This window comes from Pseudomonas sp. GL-B-12 (assembly GCF_019955895.1).
GTDB lineage: Bacteria > Pseudomonadota > Gammaproteobacteria > Pseudomonadales > Pseudomonadaceae > Aquipseudomonas.
In genome coordinates this window covers 1-22,445 of sequence record NZ_JAHBCX010000004.1, presented here as the reverse complement: position 1 = coordinate 22,445, position 22,445 = coordinate 1, and the positions used below count along the sequence as shown (strand labels likewise).

Annotated in this window: 21 protein-coding genes; 13 read left to right on the top strand and 8 right to left on the bottom strand. The window is 60.0% G+C overall.

All coding sequences use genetic code 11. From position 1 onward, the window contains the following. The first annotated feature begins 1 nt into the window (after position 1). The 12 genes from nuoE to KGA85_RS02070 all read left to right on the top strand — a co-directional run bounded on the left by nuoE (position 2) and on the right by KGA85_RS02070 (position 13,006). A complete protein-coding gene (gene nuoE, locus KGA85_RS02125) occupies positions 2–499 on the top strand; it encodes an NADH-quinone oxidoreductase subunit NuoE (RefSeq protein ID WP_008020715.1) in 498 nt (165 codons plus the stop codon). Further along, positions 496–1,851, top strand: coding sequence for an NADH-quinone oxidoreductase subunit NuoF (gene nuoF, locus KGA85_RS02120; protein WP_223453960.1), 1,356 nt, complete (start codon positions 496–498; stop codon positions 1,849–1,851). The genes nuoE and nuoF overlap by 4 nt, the downstream gene beginning before the upstream one ends. A 137-nt stretch (positions 1,852–1,988) precedes the next feature. Next, on the top strand, positions 1,989–4,703 hold the full coding sequence (gene nuoG / locus KGA85_RS02115; protein WP_223542863.1) for an NADH-quinone oxidoreductase subunit NuoG: 2,715 nt from the start codon (positions 1,989–1,991) through the stop codon (positions 4,701–4,703). Then, positions 4,700–5,707: an NADH-quinone oxidoreductase subunit NuoH gene (gene nuoH / locus KGA85_RS02110; RefSeq protein WP_046037838.1), complete on the top strand. Its 1,008-nt coding sequence runs from the start codon at positions 4,700–4,702 to the stop codon at positions 5,705–5,707. The genes nuoG and nuoH overlap by 4 nt, the downstream gene beginning before the upstream one ends. Positions 5,708–5,719: 12 nt before the next feature. Next, on the top strand, positions 5,720–6,265 hold the full coding sequence (nuoI, locus tag KGA85_RS02105; RefSeq protein ID WP_223453956.1) for an NADH-quinone oxidoreductase subunit NuoI: 546 nt from the start codon (positions 5,720–5,722) through the stop codon (positions 6,263–6,265). Positions 6,266–6,274: 9 nt separating this feature from the next. Next, positions 6,275–6,778: an NADH-quinone oxidoreductase subunit J gene (gene nuoJ / locus KGA85_RS02100; RefSeq protein WP_223453955.1), complete on the top strand. Its 504-nt coding sequence runs from the start codon at positions 6,275–6,277 to the stop codon at positions 6,776–6,778. 2 nt (positions 6,779–6,780) lie between these two features. Next, on the top strand, positions 6,781–7,089 hold the full coding sequence (gene nuoK / locus KGA85_RS02095) for an NADH-quinone oxidoreductase subunit NuoK (RefSeq protein ID WP_007946416.1): 309 nt from the start codon (positions 6,781–6,783) through the stop codon (positions 7,087–7,089). Next, the gene (gene nuoL / locus KGA85_RS02090) at positions 7,086–8,939 is read left to right on the top strand and encodes an NADH-quinone oxidoreductase subunit L (protein ID WP_223453953.1); all 1,854 of its coding nucleotides are present in this window, start codon (positions 7,086–7,088) and stop codon (positions 8,937–8,939) included. Before nuoK ends, nuoL begins: the two co-directional genes overlap by 4 nt. 39 nt (positions 8,940–8,978) lie before the next feature. Further along, the gene (gene nuoM, locus KGA85_RS02085; protein WP_223453951.1) at positions 8,979–10,511 is read left to right on the top strand and encodes an NADH-quinone oxidoreductase subunit M; all 1,533 of its coding nucleotides are present in this window, start codon (positions 8,979–8,981) and stop codon (positions 10,509–10,511) included. 7 nt (positions 10,512–10,518) lie between these two features. Further along, entirely contained in the window at positions 10,519–11,982 is a 1,464-nt protein-coding gene (nuoN, locus tag KGA85_RS02080) for an NADH-quinone oxidoreductase subunit NuoN (protein WP_108217843.1), read from the top strand. Between the two features lie 266 nt (positions 11,983–12,248). Further along, positions 12,249–12,632, top strand: a complete 384-nt coding sequence (locus KGA85_RS02075) for a type II toxin-antitoxin system Phd/YefM family antitoxin (RefSeq protein WP_223453950.1) — start codon at positions 12,249–12,251, stop codon at positions 12,630–12,632. Beyond that, positions 12,629–13,006, top strand: a complete 378-nt coding sequence (locus KGA85_RS02070) for a type II toxin-antitoxin system VapC family toxin (protein ID WP_223453948.1) — start codon at positions 12,629–12,631, stop codon at positions 13,004–13,006. Before KGA85_RS02075 ends, KGA85_RS02070 begins: the two co-directional genes overlap by 4 nt. A 118-nt stretch (positions 13,007–13,124) precedes the next feature. On the opposite strand, the gene KGA85_RS02065 is transcribed toward KGA85_RS02070, so the two are convergent. The 8 genes from KGA85_RS02065 to KGA85_RS02030 all read right to left on the bottom strand — a co-directional run bounded on the left by KGA85_RS02065 (position 13,125) and on the right by KGA85_RS02030 (position 20,050). Next, positions 13,125–13,457 (bottom strand): DUF2790 domain-containing protein, encoded by a 333-nt coding sequence (locus KGA85_RS02065; RefSeq protein ID WP_223453946.1) that lies wholly within the window; start codon positions 13,455–13,457, stop codon positions 13,125–13,127. A 73-nt stretch (positions 13,458–13,530) separates the two neighbouring features. Beyond that, positions 13,531–13,731, bottom strand: coding sequence for a co-regulatory protein PtrA N-terminal domain-containing protein (locus KGA85_RS02060; protein WP_223453944.1), 201 nt, complete (start codon positions 13,729–13,731; stop codon positions 13,531–13,533). A gap of 364 nt (positions 13,732–14,095) precedes the next feature. Beyond that, a complete protein-coding gene (locus tag KGA85_RS02055; RefSeq protein ID WP_223453942.1) occupies positions 14,096–15,838 on the bottom strand; it encodes an extracellular solute-binding protein in 1,743 nt (580 codons plus the stop codon). 47 nt (positions 15,839–15,885) lie between these two features. Further along, positions 15,886–16,158, bottom strand: coding sequence for a DUF2160 domain-containing protein (locus KGA85_RS02050; protein ID WP_095943787.1), 273 nt, complete (start codon positions 16,156–16,158; stop codon positions 15,886–15,888). Positions 16,159–16,168: 10 nt separating this feature from the next. Beyond that, positions 16,169–16,969, bottom strand: coding sequence for a carbohydrate ABC transporter permease (locus KGA85_RS02045; RefSeq protein WP_223453940.1), 801 nt, complete (start codon positions 16,967–16,969; stop codon positions 16,169–16,171). Positions 16,970–16,977: 8 nt separating this feature from the next. Beyond that, positions 16,978–17,844 (bottom strand): carbohydrate ABC transporter permease, encoded by an 867-nt coding sequence (locus KGA85_RS02040; protein ID WP_008046507.1) that lies wholly within the window; start codon positions 17,842–17,844, stop codon positions 16,978–16,980. Continuing rightward, the gene (locus tag KGA85_RS02035) at positions 17,841–18,956 is read right to left on the bottom strand and encodes an ABC transporter ATP-binding protein (protein WP_223453938.1); all 1,116 of its coding nucleotides are present in this window, start codon (positions 18,954–18,956) and stop codon (positions 17,841–17,843) included. Before KGA85_RS02035 ends, KGA85_RS02040 begins: the two co-directional genes overlap by 4 nt. Further along, entirely contained in the window at positions 18,956–20,050 is a 1,095-nt protein-coding gene (locus KGA85_RS02030) for an ABC transporter ATP-binding protein (RefSeq protein ID WP_223453936.1), read from the bottom strand. Before KGA85_RS02030 ends, KGA85_RS02035 begins: the two co-directional genes overlap by 1 nt. Before the next feature lie 383 nt (positions 20,051–20,433). On the opposite strand from KGA85_RS02030, the gene KGA85_RS02025 reads away from it, so the two are divergent. Further along, complete coding sequence (locus tag KGA85_RS02025) at positions 20,434–22,266, top strand: sigma-54-dependent Fis family transcriptional regulator (RefSeq protein ID WP_223453934.1); 1,833 nt, start codon at positions 20,434–20,436, stop codon at positions 22,264–22,266. The last annotated feature ends 179 nt before the right edge of the window (positions 22,267–22,445 follow it).

Below are 22,445 nucleotides of genomic sequence, written 5' to 3'. Positions count from 1 at the left end.
CATGAACAGCACGCTTATCCAGACAGACCGTTTCACCTTGAGTGAAACCGAGCGCTCGGCCATCGAGCACGAGTTGCATCACTACGAAGACCCGCGCGCGGCGTCGATCGAAGCCCTGAAGATCGTCCAGAAGGAACGTGGCTGGGTGCCGGACGGCGCTCTGTACGCCATCGGCGAGATCCTCGGCATCCCGGCCAGCGACGTTGAAGGCGTGGCGACGTTCTATAGCCAGATCTTCCGTCAGCCAGTGGGCCGTCACATCATTCGCGTCTGCGACAGCATGGTCTGCTACATCGGCGGCCACGAGTCCGTGGTCAGTGAAATCCAGAGCAAGCTCGGCATCGGCCTGGGCCAGACTACCGCCGACGGTCGTTTTACCCTGCTGCCGGTCTGCTGCCTCGGCAATTGCGACAAGGCGCCGGCGTTGATGATCGACGACGACACTTTCGGTGATGTGCAGCCAGCAGGCGTTGCCAAATTGCTCGAGGGCTACGTATGACCCTGACTTCCTTCGGTCCGGCCAACCTCATCAAGCGTTCGGCCGAGACTCACCCGCTGACCTGGCGCCTGCGTGACGACGGCGAAGCCGTATGGCTCGACGAGTACCAGGCCAAGAACGGTTACGCCGCTGCGCGCAAGGCCTTCGCCGACATGGCTCAGGACGACATCGTCCAGACCGTGAAAGATTCCGGCCTCAAGGGTCGCGGCGGTGCAGGCTTCCCCACTGGTGTGAAGTGGGGCCTGATGCCAAAGGACGAGTCCATCGACATCCGCTACCTGCTGTGCAACGCGGATGAAATGGAGCCCAACACCTGGAAAGACCGCATGCTGATGGAGCAACTGCCCCATCTGCTGATCGAAGGCATGCTGATCAGTGCCCGCGCGCTGAAAACCTACCGTGGCTATATCTTCCTGCGTGGCGAGTACACCACCGCCGCCAAGCACTTGAACCGTGCCGTGGAAGAAGCCAAGGCAGCCGGCCTCTTGGGCAAGAATATCCTGGGTTCGGGTTTTGATTTCGAGCTGTTCGTCCACACCGGCGCCGGGCGTTACATCTGCGGTGAAGAAACCGCACTGATCAACTCCCTGGAAGGCCGTCGCGCCAACCCGCGCTCCAAGCCGCCCTTCCCTGCCGCCGTTGGCGTGTGGGGCAAGCCGACTTGCGTGAACAACGTTGAAACCCTGTGCAACGTGCCGGCAATCATCGCCGACGGCGTGGACTGGTACAAATCGTTGGCCCGCGAAGGCAGCGAAGACATGGGCACCAAGCTCATGGGCTTCTCCGGCAAGGTGAAGAACCCTGGCCTGTGGGAACTGCCGTTCGGCGTTACCGCTCGCGAGCTGTTCGAAGACTACGCCGGTGGCATGCGCGACGGTTACAAGCTCAAAGCCTGGCAGCCTGGCGGCGCCGGTACCGGCTTCCTGTTGCCGGAACACCTGGACGCACAAATGTACGCCGGCGGCATCGCCAAAGTGGGCACCCGTATGGGTACCGGCCTGGCCATGGCGGTGGACGACAGCGTCAACATGGTGTCCCTGCTGCGCAACATGGAGCAGTTCTTCGCCCGCGAATCCTGTGGCTTCTGCACCCCGTGCCGTGATGGCTTGCCATGGAGCGTCAAGCTCCTGATGGCCATCGAGAACGGTGAAGGCCAGCCAGGCGACATCGAGACCCTGCTGGGTCTGGTCGGTTTCCTCGGCCCTGGCAAGACCTTCTGTGCTCACGCACCGGGCGCCGTGGAGCCGTTGGGCAGCGCAATCAAATACTTCCGTCCAGAGTTCGAAGCCGGTATCGCGCCTGTCAGCGCCGCCGTCCCGCCTCTGGCAAGGCCGATCCTGGTCGGCGCGTAAACGCTTAAAAAAGGCGAAGGGTCCGTGCCCTTCGCTTTTCGTGTGATGACGCCTTTAACGGCTGTGTTGATTCACGCGGATAACAAGATTCCATTAGCCACGCCCGCTGACACCGGGCCAACGAAGAACTTTGAACCATGGCCACTATCCACGTAGACGGCAAAGAGCTCGAAGTCGATGGGGCAGACAACCTGTTACAGGCATGTCTGTCGCTAGGCCTCGATATCCCTTATTTCTGCTGGCACCCTGCCCTAGGCAGCGTTGGCGCTTGCCGCCAGTGCGCGGTCAAGCAGTACACCGACGAGAACGACACCCGTGGTCGTATCGTGATGTCCTGCATGACGCCTGCCACCGACGGCACCTGGATCTCCATCGAAGATGAAGAATCCAAGGCCTTCCGCGCCAGTGTTGTCGAATGGCTGATGACCAACCACCCTCACGACTGCCCGGTCTGTGAAGAAGGCGGTCACTGCCACCTGCAAGACATGACGGTAATGACCGGCCACAACGAGCGCCGTTACCGCTTCACCAAGCGTACCCACCAGAACCAGCAACTGGGCCCGTTCATTTCCCACGAGATGAACCGCTGCATCGCTTGCTACCGCTGCGTGCGCTTCTATAAAGACTACGCTGGCGGCACCGACCTCGGTGTGTATGGCGCCCACGACAACGTGTACTTCGGTCGCGTTGAAGACGGCACCCTGGAAAGCGAGTTCTCCGGCAACCTCACCGAGGTCTGCCCGACCGGTGTGTTCACCGACAAGACTCACTCCGAGCGCTACAACCGCAAGTGGGACATGCAGTTCTCGCCGAGCATCTGCCATGGCTGCTCCAGCGGTTGCAACATCTCCCCGGGCGAGCGTTACGGCGAACTGCGTCGCATCGAAAACCGTTTCAACGGTTCGGTGAACCAGTATTTCCTGTGCGACCGTGGCCGTTTCGGCTATGGCTACGTCAACCGCGAAGACCGTCCACGTCAGCCATTGCTGGCCAACGGCACCAAGCTGGGCCTCGACGAAGCGCTGGATAAAGCCGCCGACCTGCTGCGCGGTCGCAACATCGTCGGTATCGGTTCGCCCCGCGCCAGCCTCGAAAGCAACTACGCGTTGCGCGAACTGGTGGGCGCCGAGCACTTCTACTCGGGTATCGAAGCCGCTGAGCTGGAACGCATTCGTCTGGTCATGCAGGTGTTGAAAGACAGCCCGCTGCCAATCCCGAACATGCGCGACATCGAAGACCACGATGCAATCTTCGTCCTCGGTGAAGACCTGACCCAGACCGCTGCGCGCATGGCCCTGTCCCTGCGCCAATCGGTCAAAGGCAAAGCCGAAGACATGGCCGACGCCATGCGCGTTCAGCCTTGGCTCGACGCTGCGGTGAAGAACATCGGTCAGAACGCTCTGAACCCGCTGTTTATCGCCAGCCTGGCTGAAACCAAGCTCGACGACATCGCTGAAGAATGCGTTCATGCCGCTCCCGACGACCTCGCCCGCATCGGTTTCGCCGTTGCTCACACACTCGACGCCAGCGCCCCAGCAGTTGAAGGCCTCGATGCTGAAGCCCTCGAACTGGCCAAGCGCATCGCTGACGCCCTGCTCGCGGCCAAGCGTCCATTGATCATTGCCGGTACCTCGTTGGGTTCCAAGGCGCTGATCGAAGCGGCTGCAAACATCGCCAAAGCCCTGAAGCTGCGCGAGAAGAACGGTTCCATCAGCCTGATCGTGCCTGAGGCCAACAGCCTCGGCCTGGCCATGCTCGGTGGTGACTCGGTCGACGCCGCGCTGCAAGCCGTGATCGACGGCCGTGCCGACGCCATCGTCGTGCTGGAAAACGATCTGTACACCCGCACCGACAAAGCCAAGGTTGATGCTGCCCTGACCGCCGCGAAAGTGGTGATCGTTGCCGACCATCAGAAAACCGCCACCAGCGATCGCGCGCACCTGGTTCTGCCAGCCGCCAGCTTCGCTGAAGGCGACGGTACCCTGGTCAGCCAGGAAGGCCGCGCCCAGCGCTTCTTCCAGGTCTTCGATCCGAAATACATGGATGCCAGCATCCTGGTTCACGAAGGCTGGCGCTGGCTGCATGCCCTGCGCGCGACCCTGCTGAACCAGCCGATCAACTGGACCCAGCTGGACCACGTCACCGCTGCTGTCGCGTCGAGCACGCCGCAACTGGCGCGTATCGTTGATGCTGCACCGTCCGCCTCGTTCCGCATCAAGGGCATGAAACTGGCCCGCGAACCGCTGCGTTACTCCGGCCGTACCGCCATGCGTGCCGACATCAGCGTGCACGAACCGCGTACCCCGCAGGACAAGGACACCGCGTTCGCCTTCTCCATGGAAGGTTACTCGGGCTCGGTCGAACCGCGTCAGCAAGTACCATTCGCCTGGTCTCCGGGCTGGAACTCGCCGCAAGCCTGGAACAAGTTCCAGGACGAAGTCGGTGGTCACATCCGCGCTGGCGACCCGGGCACCCGCCTGATCGAAAGCGCCGGTGATTCGCTGAACTGGTTCGCCAGTGTTCCGCGCGCGTTCAACCCGGCCCAGGGCACCTGGCAGGTTGTGCCGTTCTTCCACCTGTTCGGCAGCGAAGAGAACTCTTCGAAAGCCGCTCCGGTTCAGGAACGCATCCCGGCTGCTTATGTTGCACTGGCCAAGTCCGAAGCCGACCGTCTGGGTGTCAATGACGGCGCCATGCTGAGCTTGAACGTCGCTGGCCAGACCCTGCGTCTGCCGCTGCGCATCAACGAAGAGCTGGGCGCTGGTCTGGTGGCACTGCCTGCGGGCATCGCCGGCATTCCGCCAGCGATCTTTGGCAAATCCGTTGACGGTCTGCAGGAGGCAGCTCAATGACCTTGTTCACTCCTGAAGTGATCGACATCATCATCGCGGTCCTCAAGGCCGTGGTGATTCTGCTCGCCGTGGTGGTCTGTGGCGCCCTGCTCAGCTGGGTCGAGCGTCGTCTGCTCGCCCTCTGGCAGGACCGTTACGGTCCGAACCGAGTCGGTCCGTTCGGCGCGTTCCAGATCGCGGCCGACATGATCAAGATGTTCTTCAAGGAAGACTGGACGCCGCCGTTCGCCGACAAAGTGATCTTCACTTTGGCGCCGGTCGTGGCCATGAGCGCCTTGCTGATTGCCTTCGCAATCATCCCGATCACCCCGACCTGGGGTGTCGCGGACATCAACATCGGCATCCTGTTCTTCTTCGCCATGGCTGGCCTGTCGGTCTACGCGGTGCTGTTCGCCGGCTGGTCGAGCAACAACAAGTTCGCCCTGCTGGGCAGCTTGCGTGCTTCGGCGCAGACTGTGTCGTACGAAGTGTTCATGGGCCTGTCGCTGATGGGCATCGTGATCCAGGTCGGCTCGTTCAACATGCGCGACATCGTCGAATACCAGGCGCAGAACCTGTGGTTCGTCATTCCGCAGATCTTCGGTTTCCTGACCTTCTTCATCGCTGGCGTGGCCGTGACTCACCGTCACCCGTTCGACCAGCCGGAAGCGGAGCAGGAACTGGCCGACGGTTACCACATTGAATACGCCGGCATGAAATGGGGCATGTTCTTCGTCGGCGAGTACATCGGCATCGTGTTGATTTCGGCGCTGCTGGTGACCTTGTTCTTCGGTGGCTGGCACGGTCCGTTCGGCATTCTGCCGCAGATCCCGTTCATCTGGTTCGCGTTGAAAACCGCGTTCTTCATCATGTTCTTCATCCTGCTGCGCGCCTCGATTCCGCGCCCACGGTATGACCAAGTGATGGATTTCAGCTGGAAGTTCTGCCTGCCGCTGACCCTCGTCAACATGCTGGTGACCGCTGCGATCGTGTTGCTCAACACGCCCGCCGTCGCGGCTCAGTGAGGATAGAGAATCATGAAGTACATTTTTGACATCGTGCATGGCTTCTACACCCAGCTTCGCAGCCTGGTGATGATCTTCAGCCACGCCTTCCGCAAGCGCGACACGCTGCAGTACCCGGAAGAACCGGTCTACCTGCCGCCGCGCTACCGTGGACGTATCGTCCTGACCCGCGACCCCGACGGCGAAGAGCGTTGTGTAGCGTGCAACCTGTGCGCCGTGGCGTGCCCGGTCGGTTGCATCTCGCTGCAGAAAGCTGAAACCGAAGACGGTCGCTGGTACCCGGAGTTCTTCCGCATCAACTTCTCGCGCTGCATCTTTTGCGGCCTCTGCGAGGAAGCCTGCCCGACCACCGCGATCCAGCTGACGCCGGATTTCGAAATGGCCGAGTTCAAACGTCAGGACCTGGTTTACGAGAAAGAAGATCTGCTGATCTCCGGCCCCGGCAAAAACCCTGATTACAACTTCTATCGTGTTGCAGGTATGGCGATTGCCGGTAAGCCCAAAGGCTCCGCGCAGAATGAAGCCGAACCGATCAACGTGAAGAGCTTGCTGCCTTAAGGAAGAAAGATGGAATTCGCTTTCTATTTCGCATCGGGTATCGCTGTGGTGTCCACGCTTCGCGTGATCACCAACACCAACCCTGTGCACGCCCTGCTCTACCTGATCATTTCGCTGATCGCCGTGGCCATGACGTTCTTCGCCCTCGGCGCGCCGTTTGCCGGTGTACTGGAAGTGATCGCCTACGCTGGCGCCATCATGGTGCTGTTCGTGTTCGTGGTGATGATGCTGAACCTGGGGCCTGCCTCGGCTCAGCAAGAGCGCGCCTGGCTCAAGCCCGGTATCTGGGGCGGCCCGGTCGCCCTCGCAGCCTTGCTGCTGGTGGAACTGCTGTATGTGCTGCTCTCCCACGAGAGCGGCCAGGCCGTCGGCCACACCACCGTAGACGCCAAGGCCGTGGGCATCAGCCTGTTCGGTCCTTACCTGCTGGTGGTCGAACTCGCCTCGATGCTGCTGCTCGCCGCAGCCGTCACGGCGTTCCATTTGGGCCGTAACGAAGCCAAGGAGCAATGACGATGCCTGCTATCCCCATGGAGCATGGTCTGGCGGTCGCCGGCATCCTGTTCTGCCTCGGTCTGGTCGGCCTGATGGTCCGCCGCAACATCCTCTTCGTGCTGATGAGCCTGGAGGTCATGATGAATGCCTCCGCCTTGGCGTTCATCGTTGCCGGTAGCCGCTGGGCGCAGCCGGATGGACAGATCATGTTCATCCTGGTGATCAGCCTGGCAGCCGCCGAGGCCAGTATTGGCCTGGCGATCCTGCTGCAACTGTATCGCCGCTTCCACACGCTCGATATCGACGCTGCCAGTGAGATGCGCGGATGAACCTTCTCTATCTGACTTTCCTGTTCCCCCTGATCGGTTTTGTTCTGCTGGCGTTTTCCCGGGGACGCCTCTCGGAAAACCTCTCGGCGCTGATCGGCGTCGGCTCCATTGGCCTGTCGGCGATCGTCGCGTCCTATGTGATCTGGCAATTCAACGTCGCCCCGCCGGAAGGTGGTCACTACACCCAGGTGCTGTGGCAATGGATGGCGGTGGAAGGCTTCACGCCGAACTTCGCCCTGCACCTGGATGGCCTGTCCGTGACCATGCTCGGTGTGGTCGTTGGCGTGGGCTTCCTGATCCACCTGTTCGCGTCCTGGTACATGCGCGGTGAAGACGGCTACTCGCGCTTTTTCGCCTACACCAACCTGTTTATCGCCAGCATGCTGTTCCTGGTCCTGGCCGATAACCTGCTGTTCGTGTACTTCGGCTGGGAAGGCGTGGGCCTGTGCTCGTACCTGTTGATCGGTTTCTACTACAGCAACCGCAACAACGGTAACGCCGCACTCAAGGCCTTCATCGTGACCCGTATCGGTGACGTGTTCATGGCCATCGGCCTGTTCATTCTGTTTGCCCAACTGGGCACGCTGAACATTCAGGAGCTGCTGGTGCTGGCTCCACAGAAATTCCAATCCGGCGACTTCTGGATGGTCATGGCTACCCTGATGCTGCTGGGCGGCGCTGTCGGTAAATCCGCGCAACTGCCACTGCAAACCTGGCTGGCGGATGCGATGGCCGGTCCTACTCCAGTTTCGGCACTGATCCACGCCGCAACCATGGTGACCGCTGGCGTCTACCTGATTGCCCGTACCCACGGCCTGTTCACCCTGGCGCCGGAAATCCTGCATCTAGTAGGAATCGTCGGTGGTGTGACCCTGGTTCTGGCTGGCTTCGCGGCTCTGGTTCAGACTGATATCAAGCGTATCCTCGCCTACTCGACCATGAGCCAGATCGGCTACATGTTCCTGGCCCTGGGCGTTGGTGCCTGGGACGGCGCGATCTTCCACCTGATGACCCACGCCTTCTTCAAGGCCCTGCTGTTCCTTGCGTCCGGTTCGGTGATCGTTGCCTGCCACCACGAGCAGAACATCTTCAAGATGGGTGGCCTGTGGAAGAAGCTGCCACTGGCCTACGCCAGCTTCATTGTCGGCGGTGCGGCCCTGGCGGCCCTGCCACTGGTAACCGCAGGCTTCTACTCCAAGGACGAAATCCTCTGGGAAGCGTTCGCCAGCGGCAACCACGGTCTGCTCTACGCAGGTCTGGTCGGCGCGTTCATGACCTCGCTGTACACCTTCCGCCTGATCTTCATCGCGTTCCACGGTGAAGCGAAGACCGAAGCCCACGCCGGTCACGGCATTGCTCACTGGCTGCCACTGTCGGTGCTGATCGTATTGTCCACCGCCATCGGCGCGATGATCGTTCCACCGCTGCACGGCGTGCTGCCGGAAAGCGTCGGCCATGCTGGCGGCGAAGCCAAGCACAGTCTGGAAATCGCCTCGGGCGCCATCGCCCTGGCCGGTATCCTGCTGGCCGCGCTGCTGTTCCTCGGCAAGCGCCGCTTCGTCACCGCCATCGCCAACAGCGGCATCGGCCGTATCCTTTCGGCCTGGTGGTTCGCTGCCTGGGGCTTCGACTGGATCTACGACAAACTGTTCGTCAAGCCTTACCTGGCGATCAACCATATCCTGCGCAAAGACCCGCTCGACCAGACCATCGGTCTGATCCCGCGCATGGCCAAAGGCGGTCACACCGCCCTGAGCCGTACCGAGACCGGTCAACTGCGTTGGTACGCCGCCTCGATGGCTGCTGGTGCCGTGCTGGTCATTGGCGCCGTCGTGCTGGTAGCGGTCTGATATGAACCTTGCGAATTTGCGAAAGGAAACGAACCCGTCATGATTCTGCCTTGGCTAATCCTGATCCCCTTCATCGGCGGCCTGCTGTGCTGGATGGGTGAGCGCTTCGGCGCCACCCTCCCGCGCTGGATTGCGCTGATCACCATGTCCCTGCTGCTCTCCCTCGGCCTCTGGCTGTGGGCCAACGGTGACTATTCATTTGCCCCGGCGCCTGGCGCCGATCCGACCTGGGCGCTTGAGTTCAAGCACGTCTGGATCCAGCGCTTCGGCATCAACGTGCACCTGGCCCTCGACGGCCTGTCGCTGTTGATGATCCTGCTGACCGGCTTGCTGGGTGTCCTCTCGGTACTCTGCTCGTGGAAAGAGATCCAGCGTCACGTTGGCTTCTTCCACCTGAACCTGATGTGGATCCTGGGCGGTGTCGTCGGCGTGTTCCTCGCCCTCGACCTGTTCATGTTCTTCTTCTTCTGGGAAATGATGCTGGTGCCGATGTACTTCCTCATCGCGCTCTGGGGTCACAGTTCTTCGGACGGCAAGAAAACCCGGATCTACGCGGCGACCAAGTTCTTCATCTTCACTCAGGCTTCCGGCCTGATCATGCTGGTGGCGATCCTGGGCCTGGTACTGGTCAACTTCAACGACACCGGCGTGATTACCTTCAACTACGCCGACCTGTTGAAAACCAAGATGTCGATGACCACCGAGTACATCCTGATGCTCGGCTTCTTCATCGCCTTCGCGGTCAAGCTGCCGGTCGTGCCGTTCCACTCCTGGTTGCCTGACGCTCACGCCCAGGCGCCGACCGCAGGTTCCGTCGACCTCGCCGGTATCTTGCTGAAAACCGCGGCTTACGGCCTGCTGCGTTTCGCCCTGCCGCTGTTCCCGAATGCCTCGGCCGAGTTCGCGCCGTTCGCCATGACCCTGGGTCTGATCGGGATTTTCTACGGTGCGTTCCTGGCGTTCGCGCAAACCGACATCAAGCGTCTGATTGCCTTCTCGTCCGTTTCCCACATGGGCTTCGTACTGATCGGCATCTACTCCGGCAGCCAACTGGCGCTGCAGGGTGCGGTGATGCAGATGCTGGCCCACGGTCTGTCGGCGGCAGCACTCTTTATCCTCTCCGGTCAGTTGTACGAGCGCACCCACACCCGCGACATGCGCGAGATGGGTGGCCTGTGGTCGAAGATCGCTTACCTGCCAGCCTTAAGCCTGTTCTTCGCAGCAGCGTCCCTGGGCTTGCCGGCGACCGGTAACTTTGTCGGTGAGTTCCTGATCCTGATCGGCACCTTCGCCAGCGCTCCATGGGTCACCGTGATCGCGACATCCGGCCTGGTGTTCGGTTCGGTGTACTCGCTGATCATGGTCCACCGTGCCTTCTTCGGCCCGTCGAAATCGGACGCGGTGCTGCATGGCATGGACGGTCGCGAAATGATCATGGTGGTCGGTCTGGCTGCACTGCTGATTTACATCGGCGTGTACCCGCAGCCGTTCCTCGATACCTCTGCCGCTACGATGCATGGCGTGCAGCAGTGGATCGGCACCGCCTTCACTCAACTCGCTTCGGCCCGGTAAGAGCGCTATGGAATTCACGACTCAACACTTTATCGCGCTAGCGCCGTTGTTGATCACCAGCGCCACGATCATCGTGGTGATGCTGGCGATCGCCTGGCGCCGCAACCACTCCCAGACCTTCCTGCTGTCGGTGGCGGGTCTGAACCTGGCACTGCTGTCGATCCTGCCTGCCTTGAAAGTCGCGCCCCTGGCCGTGACTCCATTGTTGCAGATCGACAGCTTCGCCTGCCTGTACATGGCGCTGATCCTGGTCGCCACCCTCGCCTGTGTGACCCTCGCCCACGCCTACCTCGGCGATGGCGGCACGGGTTACCCGGGCAACCGTGAAGAACTGTACCTGCTGATCCTGATGGCCGCTGCCGGTGGCCTGGTGCTGGTCAGCGCGCAGCACCTGGCCGGGTTGTTCGTCGGTCTGGAACTGCTCTCGGTACCGGTCTACGGTCTGGTGGCCTATGCCTTCTTCAACAAGCGTTCGCTGGAAGCCGGCATCAAGTACATGGTGCTGTCGGCGGCCGGTTCCGCGTTCCTGTTGTTCGGTATGGCCCTGCTCTACGCTGACGCCGGCTCCCTGAGCTTCGTCGGCATCGGCCAAGCGCTGGCGGCTACTGGTCTGCCAAGCTCGCTGGCTCAATTGGGCCTGGGCATGATGCTCATCGGCCTGGCGTTCAAGCTGTCGCTGGTACCCTTCCACCTCTGGACTCCGGACGTCTACGAAGGTGCTCCGGCACCGGTTGCAGCGTTCCTGGCTACCGCTTCCAAAGTGGCTGTGTTTGCGGTGATGGTGCGTCTGTTCCAGATCTCGCCAGCGGCGAGCAGCGGCGTGCTGAGCAACGTGCTGACCATCATCGCCATCGCGTCGATCCTGTTCGGTAACCTGCTGGCCCTGACCCAGAGCAACCTCAAGCGTCTGCTGGGTTACTCGTCCATCGCCCACTTCGGCTACCTGCTGATCGCCCTGGTGGCGAGCAAGGGTCTGGCCGTGGAAGCGATCGGCGTGTACCTGGTCACCTACGTGATCACCAGCCTCGGTGCTTTCGGCGTGATTACCCTGATGTCCTCGCCGTACAAAGGCCGTGACGCAGACGCCCTGTACGAATACCGCGGCCTGTTCTGGCGCCGTCCGTACCTGACCGCCGTACTGACCGTGATGATGCTGTCCCTGGCCGGTATCCCGCTGACCGCGGGCTTCATCGGCAAGTTCTACATCATCGCCACCGGTGTCGAGTCGCACCAATGGTGGCTGGTCGGCTCCCTGGTACTGGGCAGCGCCATCGGCGTGTTCTACTACCTGCGTGTGATGGTCACCCTGTACCTGATCGAACCGAACCTGCGTCGCGTCGACGCCCAGCTGCACTGGGAACAACGTGCGGGCGGCGTGATGCTGCTGGCCATCGCGGTACTGGCCTTCTTCCTCGGCCTGTACCCACAACCGCTGCTGAACCTGGTTCAACAGTCGGGGCTAGCGGGTTGATCGCTTGAGCGACACTTGGTAGTAAACAGAAACGGCACCTTCGGGTGCCGTTTTTGCGTTTAGGAATTCAAAAGCAAAGATCGCAGCCTGCGGCAGCTCCTACAACAGGATGGCCTACACCCTGTAGGAGCTGCCGCAGGCTGCGATCTTTTGAGCTTCTTACCCTACCCCTTTCAGGAAGATGCTTGCACGACGGTATGCAATAGCTGACATCCGATCATCGCTACCGAGCGCTATGGTGCGTGAAAAACCATTCGGAGCACTCCATGAAACGGGAAACCTATACGTTGCGGGACAGCAGTTTTGATTACTCACCCAATTTGACACATGACGATTTGACCTATCGTCAGCTTGCCTTTGTCGGCGCTCTGAATTCTGGCTATATTTGTCCAGAATATGGGAGAAAAACCATGATCGTCGTTCCGCTGGCCGAAGCAAAAAACAATCTGTCCAAACTCGTCGATGACGCGGCCGCCGGACAGATCATCACGATTGCCAAACATGGTCGGGCCCTTGCGCGTCTGGTTCCGGTGGGAAAACCCCGCGGACAGCGTATCGGAGCGATGAAAGGCAAACTGGTGCTTCCCGAAGACTTTGACGCCTCACTGCCGGACGACATGCTCGATGCTTTTGAAGGCACTCAAGAATGAGGCTTCTGCTCGACACGCATATTTTGCTCTGGACGCTCAGCGATGACCCCAGGCTATCCGGCAAAGCCAGAAAGCTCATTGAGAGTGCTGCCGACATTTACATCAGCGCAGCGACATTCTGGGAGATGGCGATCAAGGTCGGGCTGGGAAAGCTGAACGTTGACCTGGAAGAAATCCGCCAGTACTGCCTCGACAGCGGGTTCATCGAGCTGCCTGTGACCTCAGAACACGCCATTGCCGTGAAGGACCTCGAACATCACCATCGGGACCCGTTTGACCGCCTCATTGTTGCAACGGCCATGACAGAACCCATGAAACTTCTCACCGCCGATCCATTGGTTGCCAGGTACACGGATCTGGCTGTTTTGGTCTGATCGGCCCACCACCACAAGTGATCATTTGTTCAGGAAATGTTTATTCGGTTGGAGAAACCGGATGAATGAGATGGCCTGCTCGCGATAGCAATGGAACAGGCACTGTGCAGGAGCCGTGTTATCCGCCGCGGTTGCGGCAATCGCCTGCCACTGTGTATTTGATGGTGTTGAGTCGGCCCTGAGAATCTTCATAGGTCATTGCGGTGGGTACTACGGCGCAGGTAACTTGTGGCCGCACGACACTCACTACTTTCACCACATCTAGCTTCATTCCGTATTGGTAGTCTTTCACCACCGGTGCGGGTTTGCCCTGGCTGGCGGCGTACTCTTCCATGGCTTGGGTGTTGGCGCTCAGCATCTTTTCGAACGTCCTGTCACCGCCACCTTCAGCGAGCACATTCATGGACATCGCCATCACCCCGGCGAACGCAAGCAACTTAATCAACGTCATATTCTGTACCTTCAGCTCATAAAAAAAGCCCATCATCGGCATTCGATGACGGGCTAGTTCAAGTGCGACACGCTTACAAGTCTTTGGTCTTGTCGTCCTTCTTTTCATTCACGACAACGGGGTCACGCGCCTGTTGCTTCGCGACAAACTTCTCCACCGAACGGTCATTGGCCGCCATCATTTTTTCAAAGGCTCTGTCGCCGCCACCTTCAGCCAAAACAACAGTAGACATCACCAACGCCGCTGCAAACGCACTCAGTTGTGCAAGTTTCATGTTTGATTCCTCGTTTAATTAACTAACGAGGCCAAAGTAACAATCCGAACCTTTCATGACGGTGGCGTGGAGATTACATATCCGTTATGTAGCTGCCACTCTGTTGAATCAGGGTAAATAACTAATGTGGGAGCGGGCTTGCTCGCGAAGACGGTGTGTCATTCAAAGCATTTGTTGACTGACACGGCCTCTTCGCGAGCAAGCTCGCTCCCACAGTGTCCGAGGGTGCCCGCAGATTTTGTGTATGACACAAAACCTGTGGGAGCAGCGGTGCGACGATTCGACTTGCTCGCGAAGGCGGTGGAACAGACACAAACAAAAAACGGCACCTTTCGGTGCCGTTAGCGTTTCACATTACAGACGATTATTTACGCGCCGCCTCCCACGACTTCAACAGTTCGGCATAGCTCACGGTCTCGCCCTTAGGCTTCTCGTTCGCCAGTTTCGGTTTCGGTGCGCCCGGCTGGTCGAACCAGTATTGCGCGTCGCGCTCAGGGTTCATTTTCGGGGCGCAGGTGGCTTGTGCCTTCGAGCGTTCCAGACGGCTCATGATTGCGTCCTGATCCTTGGCCAGGCCGTCCAACGCCTCTTGCGGGGTTTTCTCGCCGCTGGCGGCTTCGGCGATGTGGCTCCACCACAACTGCGCCAGGCGAGGATAATCAGGCACGTTGGTCCCGGTCGGGGTCCATTGCACGCGGGCCGGGCTGCGGTAGAACTCCACCAGGCCACCGAGTTTCGGCGCCAGGTCGGTCATGGCTTGCGAATTGATGTCCGACTCGCGGATTGGCGTCAGGCCGACGATGGTTTTCTTCAGCGACACGGTTTTCGAGGTCACGAACTGCGCGTACAGCCAGGCCGCCAGTTTCTGCTTCTCAGGCGTGGACTTCATGAACGTCCAGGAGCCGGCGTCCTGATAACCGAGTTTCATGCCCTCCTCCCAATACGGACCTTTTGGCGAAGGCGCCATGCGCCATTTCGGCGTGCCATCGGCATTCATCACCGGCAGGCCCGGTTTGGTCATGTCGGCAGTGAACGCGGTGTACCAGAAGATCTGCTGGGCGATGTTGCCCTGGGATGGCACCGGCCCAGACTCGGAGAAGGTCATGCCCGCCGCTTCCGGCGGCGCGTACTTCTTCATCCAGTCCACATACTTGGTGGTGGCGAACACCGCCGCCGGGCCGTTGGTGTCGCCGCCGCGGGTCACGCTGGAACCCACCGGATGGCAGTCCTCGACGCGGATCCCCCACTCGTCCACCGGCAAGCCGTTGGGAATCCCCTTGTCGCCGCCACCGGCCATGGAGAACCAGGCATCGGTGAAGCGCCAGCCCAGGGACGGGTCTTTCTTGCCGTAGTCCATGTGCCCGTAGACGCGTTTGCCGTCGATCTCCTTGACGTCTTCGGTGAAGAATTTGGCGATGTCTTCATAGGCCGACCAGTTCACCGGTACACCCAACTCGTAGCCGTACTTTTCCTTGAACTTGGCCTTCAGGTCCGCACGCTCGAACCAGTCGGCGCGGAACCAGTACAGGTTGGCGAACTGCTGGTCAGGCAATTGATAGATCTTTCCGTCCGGCGCGGTGGTAAAGGAAATGCCGATGAAGTCCTTGATATCGAGAGTCGGCGAGGTGAAGTTCTTGCCCTCGTTGGCCATCAGGTCGGTGATCGATTCGGTCTTGCCGTAGCGGAAGTGCGTACCGATCAGGTCCGAGTCGTTGACCCAGCCGTCATAGATGTTCTTGTCCGACTGCATCTGGGTCTGCAGTTTTTCCACCACGTCGCCTTCCTGCAGCAAGTCGTGAGTCAGCTTGATCCCGGTGATCTCGGTGAAGGCCTTGGCCAGCACCTTGGACTCATACTCGTGGGTGGCGATGGTTTCGGACACCACTTTGATGCTCATCCCGCGAAACGGCTCAGCCGCCTTGATGAACCACTTCAGCTCTTCGAGTTGCTGATCGGCCGTCAGGGTGGACGGTTTGAATTCAGCGCCGATCCATTTCTTCGCGGCGTCTTCATAGGCATCGGCCCAGGCAGACACGCTCAAACCGCTGAGTGCCAGCATGGCTGCCAATGAAATGCTATGTCGCAGCTTATTGTTTTTGTCGAACATAGAGACCTCCTGTTTAAGTTTCGGAGCAACATTGCCGAGCGATTCGACTAGCCCCAACGCATCACAGCCAACAGCCACACCAGGGACATCGCGAAGGCGACCCAGATGCTCCAGTCGGTGACGCCGATTACCAGCAAATGCAGGTAGGCGCTGCCGAGAAGACCGATGAACAAGCGATCGCCACGGGTGGTGGCAATCGGTAAAAAACCACGCCGAAGGATGCTCGGCGAACGCAATTCCCAGGTGGTCATGACCACCAGGATCAGGGCAATCACGCTGAAGAATGCCGCCGTGGGGACGGTCCAACTCATCCATTCCATCATCAGTTCCTCATACCCGGCCCAGGGCAAAGCCCTTGGCCACGTGATTGCGAACAAACCAGATCACCAGCATGCCCGGCAGGATGGTCAACACCCCCGCCGCCGCCAGTACCCCCCAGTCGATACCGGATGCCGAGACAGTGCGGGTCATCACCGCTGCGATCGGTTTGGCGTTCACCGAGGTGAGGGTTCGCGCCAGCAGCAGCTCGACCCAGGAAAACATGAAGCAGAAGAACGCCGTCACGCCGATGCCGGAGCCGATCAGCGGGATGAAAATCTTCACGAAGAACTTGGGAAAGCTGTAGCCATCGATGTAGGCGGTTTCGTCGATTTCCTTGGGCACGCCGGACATGAAGCCTTCGAGAATCCACACCGCCAGCGGCACGTTGAACAGGCAGTGGGCCAGGGCCACGGCGATGTGGGTATCGAACAAGCCGATCGAGGAATACAGCTGGAAGAACGGCAGCAGGAACACCGCCGGTGGCGCCATGCGGTTGGTCAGCAGCCAGAAGAACAGGTGCTTGTCGCCGAGGAATCGGTAGCGCGAAAACGCATAGGCCGCCGGCAAGGCCACGGTCAGGGAAATGATCGTGTTCAGGCTCACGTAGTACGCCGAGTTGAGGTAACCGGTGTACCAGCTCGGGTCGGTGAAGATCACCTTGTAGTTGTGGAAGGTGAAGTCCTGGGGAAACAACGTCAGGCCGCCAAGTATTTCGCTGTTGCTCTTGAAGGACATGTTCAGCAGCCAGTAGATCGGCACCAGCAGAAACAGGATGTAGAGCAGCAGTGGAATCAGCTTTCTCTTGCTCATGGCGGGCCTCAGCGGTTGGCGTCGGAGTGAGTCATGGCGGTGTAGAACAGCCAGGACACCAACAGGATGATCAGGAAGTACACCAGCGAGAATGCGGCGGCCGGCCCCAGGTCGAACTGCCCGATCGCCATTTGCGTCAGGGTCTGGCTCAAGAAGGTCGTGGAATTGCCCGGACCGCCGCCCGTGAGCACGAACGGCTCGGTGTAGATCATGAAACTGTCCATGAAGCGCAGCATCACGGCGATCAGCAGCACACTCTTGAGCTTGGGCAACTGGATATGCCGGAACACCGCCCAGGCCGAGGCCCGGTCGATCCGCGCCGCCTGGTAATACACATCCGGAATCGCCCGCAATCCGGAGAAGCACAACAGCGCCACCAGCGAGGTCCAGTGCCAGACGTCCATCACCAGCACGGTGACCCAGGCGTCCATGGTGTTCGCCGCATAGTTGTAGCTGATACCCATGGCCTTGAGGCTCGCCCCCAGCAGACCGATGTCGGCCCGGCCGAAGATCTGCCAGATGGTGCCGACCACGTTCCACGGAATCAGCAACGGAATCGCCAGGATGATCAGCACCACCGACGACCAGCGGCCCTTGGTCGGCATGGTCAGGGCGATGGCGATGCCCAGGGGAATTTCGATCAGCAGCACACATGCCGAGTAAATGAACTGACGCAGCAGCGAGTCGTGCAGCCTCGGGTCGAGCAGCACCTGCTTGTACCAGTCGGCGCCGACGAAATAGCGGCTGGACTGGTCGAAGATGTCCTGCACCGAATAGTTGACCACGGTCATCATCGGGATCACCGCACTGAACGCCACCAGCAGGAACACCGGCAGCACCAGCCACCAGGCCTTGTTGTTCTGCACCTTGTTCATGGCCGCGCCTCTTGGTTGGCATTGGCTTCGAGCAGGAATTCATCGGCGTAGACCATCAGCCACTGCGCCGGAAAACTGATGTACGCCGTGCCTTGCGGCACCGGTTTGTCTTCGGCCAGGCGCACTTTCAGGGGCGCGCCATTGAGGTCAAGGCTCATGATCTTGTAGGTGCCCAGGTCTTCGACGTGTACGACCTGTGCCCGCAGCGCGTCATCAAAGGCTTCGTCCCACACATGGACGAACTCCGGACGAATGCCGACCTTCAGGGTTTTCCACTCGGATTCAGCAATACGCTGCTGCATGGCCTCGGACAGCGGCAGGTGAGTCGAGGCGAACCCGACGCCACCCGCTTGCGGCTGCACGTCGATCAGGTTCATCCCGGGGCTGCCAATGAAGTAGCCGACAAAGGTGTGGCTCGGGCGCTCGAACAACTCCCTTGGCGTGCCGAACTGCACGATCTGCCCGCCGTACATCACCGCGATCTTGTCGGCGAAGGTCGAAGCCTCCAGTTGGTCGTGGGTGACGTAGACCATGGTGATGTTGAACTGCTCGTGGATCTGCTTGAGCTTGCGCCGCAGTTTCCACTTCAGGTGCGGGTCGATCACCGTCAGCGGCTCGTCGAACAGGATCGCCGATACGTCATCGCGCACCAGCCCGCGGCCCATGGAGACTTTCTGTTTTTCGTCGGCGGTGAGGTTGCGGGCCTTTTTGCTCAGCAGGTTCTGCAGGTCGAGGACTTCGGCGATTTCCTGCACCTTGCTATGAACCCTGGCCTCGGCCAAGCCCTGATTACGCAGCGGAAAGGCCAGGTTTTCGAACACCGTCATGGTGTCGTAGACCACCGGAAACTGGAAAACCTGGGCGATGTTGCGCTTCTCCGGGGTCAGATTGTTGACCGCTTTGCCGTCGAACAGCACATGGCCCTGGGACGGGCTGAGCAGCCCGGAAATGATGTTGAGCAAGGTTGATTTGCCGCAGCCCGAGGGACCGAGCAAGGCATAGGCGCCGCCCTGCTCCCAGATGTGGTCCATCTCGCGGATCGCGTAGTCTTCCGGTCCGGCCGGGGTTTTGGTGTAACTGTGGGCGAGGTTCTGCAAACGGATTTCGGCCATCAGGCAACCCTCGTGACACGCCGGCCCGGCGCCTGGATCAGCCGCCCCTGCGTATCGAACACAAACAGTTTATGGGTCGGGATGTAGATGCGGATCGGCGCATCGACGTCGTATTCGTGGACACCCGGCAAGTGCAGCACCAGCAGGAAATGCTCGTTGCGCACGTGCAGGAAGGTTTCCGAGCCGCTGATTTCCGCGACTTCGACGGTCACCGCCAATTCGAGGTCATCGTCGTTGCTCGGCACCAGCGAGATATGGCTGGGCCGCACGCCGAAGCGGAACTCGCCCTCGCCCACCGGGCGCAAATCGACGTTCAACGGGAAGTGCACGAAGTTGGCGAAACTCACCTCGTTGCCGGCAATGCGCCCCGGCATCAGGTTGATCGGTGGCTCGGAGAACAGCTCCGCCGCCAGCACCGTTTGCGGCTGGTGATAGACCGAAGCCGACTGGCCGCTCTGGATCACCCGGCCTTCGTGAAGAATGGTCGTGGTGCCGCCCAGGGCCAGGGCCTCGTTGGGTTCGGTGGTGGCGTAGATCGCGATGGTGTGGCGCGCCTTGAACAGCTCGCGCATTTCCTGGCGCAGCTCTTCGCGCAACTTGTAGTCGAGGTTGACCAGCGGCTCATCGAACAGGATCAGTTCGGCGTCCTTGACCAGCGCCCGGGCCATGGCCGTGCGTTGTTGCTGACCACCGGAAAGCTCCAGCGGATAGCGCTTGAGAAACTTCTCGATGCGCAGCATCTTCGCGGTTTCCAGCACCTTGCTCTGGATCACTTCGCTGGATACACCTGCCTGACGCAGCGGCGAGGCGATGTTGTCGAACACCGTCATGGTCGGGTAGTTGATGAACTGCTGATAGACCATCGACACATTGCGCAAGCGCACGGGACGTTGGGTGACGTCGACGCCGTTCATCAGGACGCGGCCGCTGTCGGGCTTGTCCAGACCGGCCATCAGGCGCATCAGGCTGGTTTTGCCGGACAAGGTGCGCCCCAGCAAAACGTTGAAGGAACCGGGTTCAAAACTCAGGTTGGCATCGTCGATCCAGGTCTGGCCCTCGACGGTGCGGCTGACGTGCTCCAGGGTGAGTGACATGGCTCGGCCTTTTTATTATTGGAGTCAAGCGACCGGAGCTACATAGCGACATCCATGCCAAAAAACCCAAGCCTTTGATTCAGCTTGAAATTCCAGAACAAGACGGCAAAAACGCGTTCGTTGCTGAACACAAATGAACAATCGGAAATGAACAATTGAACAGTTCACCCATTGACAGTGAACAATAGTGAACAACACTCTACGGACTGCTCACGCCCCCCTGTAGGAGCGAGCTTGCTCGCGATGCACTTGAGAGCGCCTCGTTTATTCAGGCAGCCCTCATCACCGTTAACGTCCATCGCGAGCAAGCTCGCTCCTACAGTGACCGTGTGTAGTTGAAGCCACCATAAAAACAATAAAAGCTTGCTCAGAGATCGACTGCCATGGCCGCACCCGCATCGCCGTTGTCCCACGACGCCATCATCCAGGACTCTTGGTCCCGTTGCCGCGCGTTCGGCCTCAGTCATCAGAGCACGCCGGCATTCGACCAATTGCCGGCCGCGGGCATCGCGCAACTGCTGGAGAGTCAGCATTCACTGGTACAAACCACCCATCAGGAAGTGCTGCCCTACTACGAGAACATCCTGAGCAATTCCAATTGCCTGATCATGCTCGCCGACCATCAGGGCCAGGTACTCACGTCCTGGGGCACTCAGCGCTTTATCGAACCGAAACTGGCCCGGGGTTTCAGCGCCGGCGCCAGCTGGATGGAGCGCTGCACCGGCACCAACGCCATTGGCACCGCCCTGGCCTGCGAACAAGCCGTGCACATCGAGCACGACGAACATTTCCTCAAGGCCAACCGCTTCATGACCGGTTCCGCCGCGCCGATTTTCGATGCCGAGCGCAAGGTGATCGCCGTACTGGACGTATCCAGTGACAGCTACCTGCCGCCCTCCCACACCCTGGGCATGGTCAAGATGATGAGCCAGACCGTGGAAAACCGGCTGATCCTCAACCTGTTCCATGGCCAGCATTTCCAGCTGATATTCAATACCGGGCTGAACAACCTCGACAGCCAATGGGCCGGCTTGCTGATCTTCGATGAAACCGGCCAGGTGCTGTCGGCCAACCGCCGGGCCGACAATCTGCTGGGCATCAGCCTGTCGCGGGTCAGTGTCGAAAGCCTGTTCAAGGTCTCGCTGCTGGAGTTGCTGAACCAGCCAGAAGGCCTGCCCTTCGCCCTGCAAACCTCGGGGCGAAACCGCTTCCAGTGCCTGTTGAAGCGGCCGAAACAGGCATCAATTCAACCCCGAGTATTCACCGAGCCGGTTGTAACTGCACCCGCGGCCATCAGCCTCAACACCCTGCATTTCGGCGACAGTCGCGTGGAAAAAGCCGTGCGCCAGGCCGAGCGCTTGCTGGAAAAAGACATTCCACTGCTGATCCATGGTGAAACCGGGGTCGGCAAGGAAGTGTTCGTCAAAGCCCTGCATCAGGCCGGCTCGCGCAGCAAACAAGCGTTCATCGCCGTCAACTGTGCAGCGATTCCCGCCGAACTGGTGGAGTCCGAGTTGTTCGGCTACGAAAAAGGCGCGTTCACCGGGGCCAACCAGAAAGGCAGCATCGGGCTGATCCGCAAGGCTGACAAAGGCACGCTGTTCCTCGATGAAATCGGCGACATGCCGCTGCCGACCCAGGCGCGCCTGTTGCGGGTGTTGCAGGAGCGTTGCGTGCAACCGGTGGGCAGCAGCGAGTTGTTCCCCGTGGACTTGCGCATCATTTCAGCGACCAATCGCTCGTTGCGCGAACAGGTACAACTGGGGCGGTTTCGTGAAGACCTGTATTACCGCATTGGCGGCCTGACCCTGGAACTGCCTCCGCTGAGAGAGCGCAGCGATAAAGAAGCGCTGTTCAAACGCCTGTGGGAACAGCATCGCGAACCAAGCCAATGGGCTGGACTGAGCCGCGAGGTATTGGAGTTGTTCGACCGCCATCCGTGGCCGGGGAATTTGCGTCAGGTCAGCAGTGTGATGCAGGTGGCGTTGGCGATGGCCGAGGAACAACCGATAAGGCCGGAGCATTTGCCGGATGATTTTTTTGTTGATCTGGAGATGGAGCCGGTCGATACGCCGGAGCCGTTGGCCGTGGATCTGAATGATGCAGAGGATTTGAACCGGCAGTTGCAGGCGGCGGGGGGGAATATTTCGTATCTGGCGCGGCGCCTTGGGGTTAGTCGCAATACGCTTTACAAGCGGTTGCGGCAGACTGAATGACAAGTTGCCCGAAGGCGTCAGCCCTGTCACTTCAAAATGAACTGCCAACCCCCAATCGGCATAGGGGACGGCCTTCATAGACCGTACCCCTGCCACACCACCCGGCATGCGGGTCCGCACCGGGCGGTTCGAGGGATTGAGGTCAGGAGAGACGTGGAAGTCCCAAGCGATCAAACCAC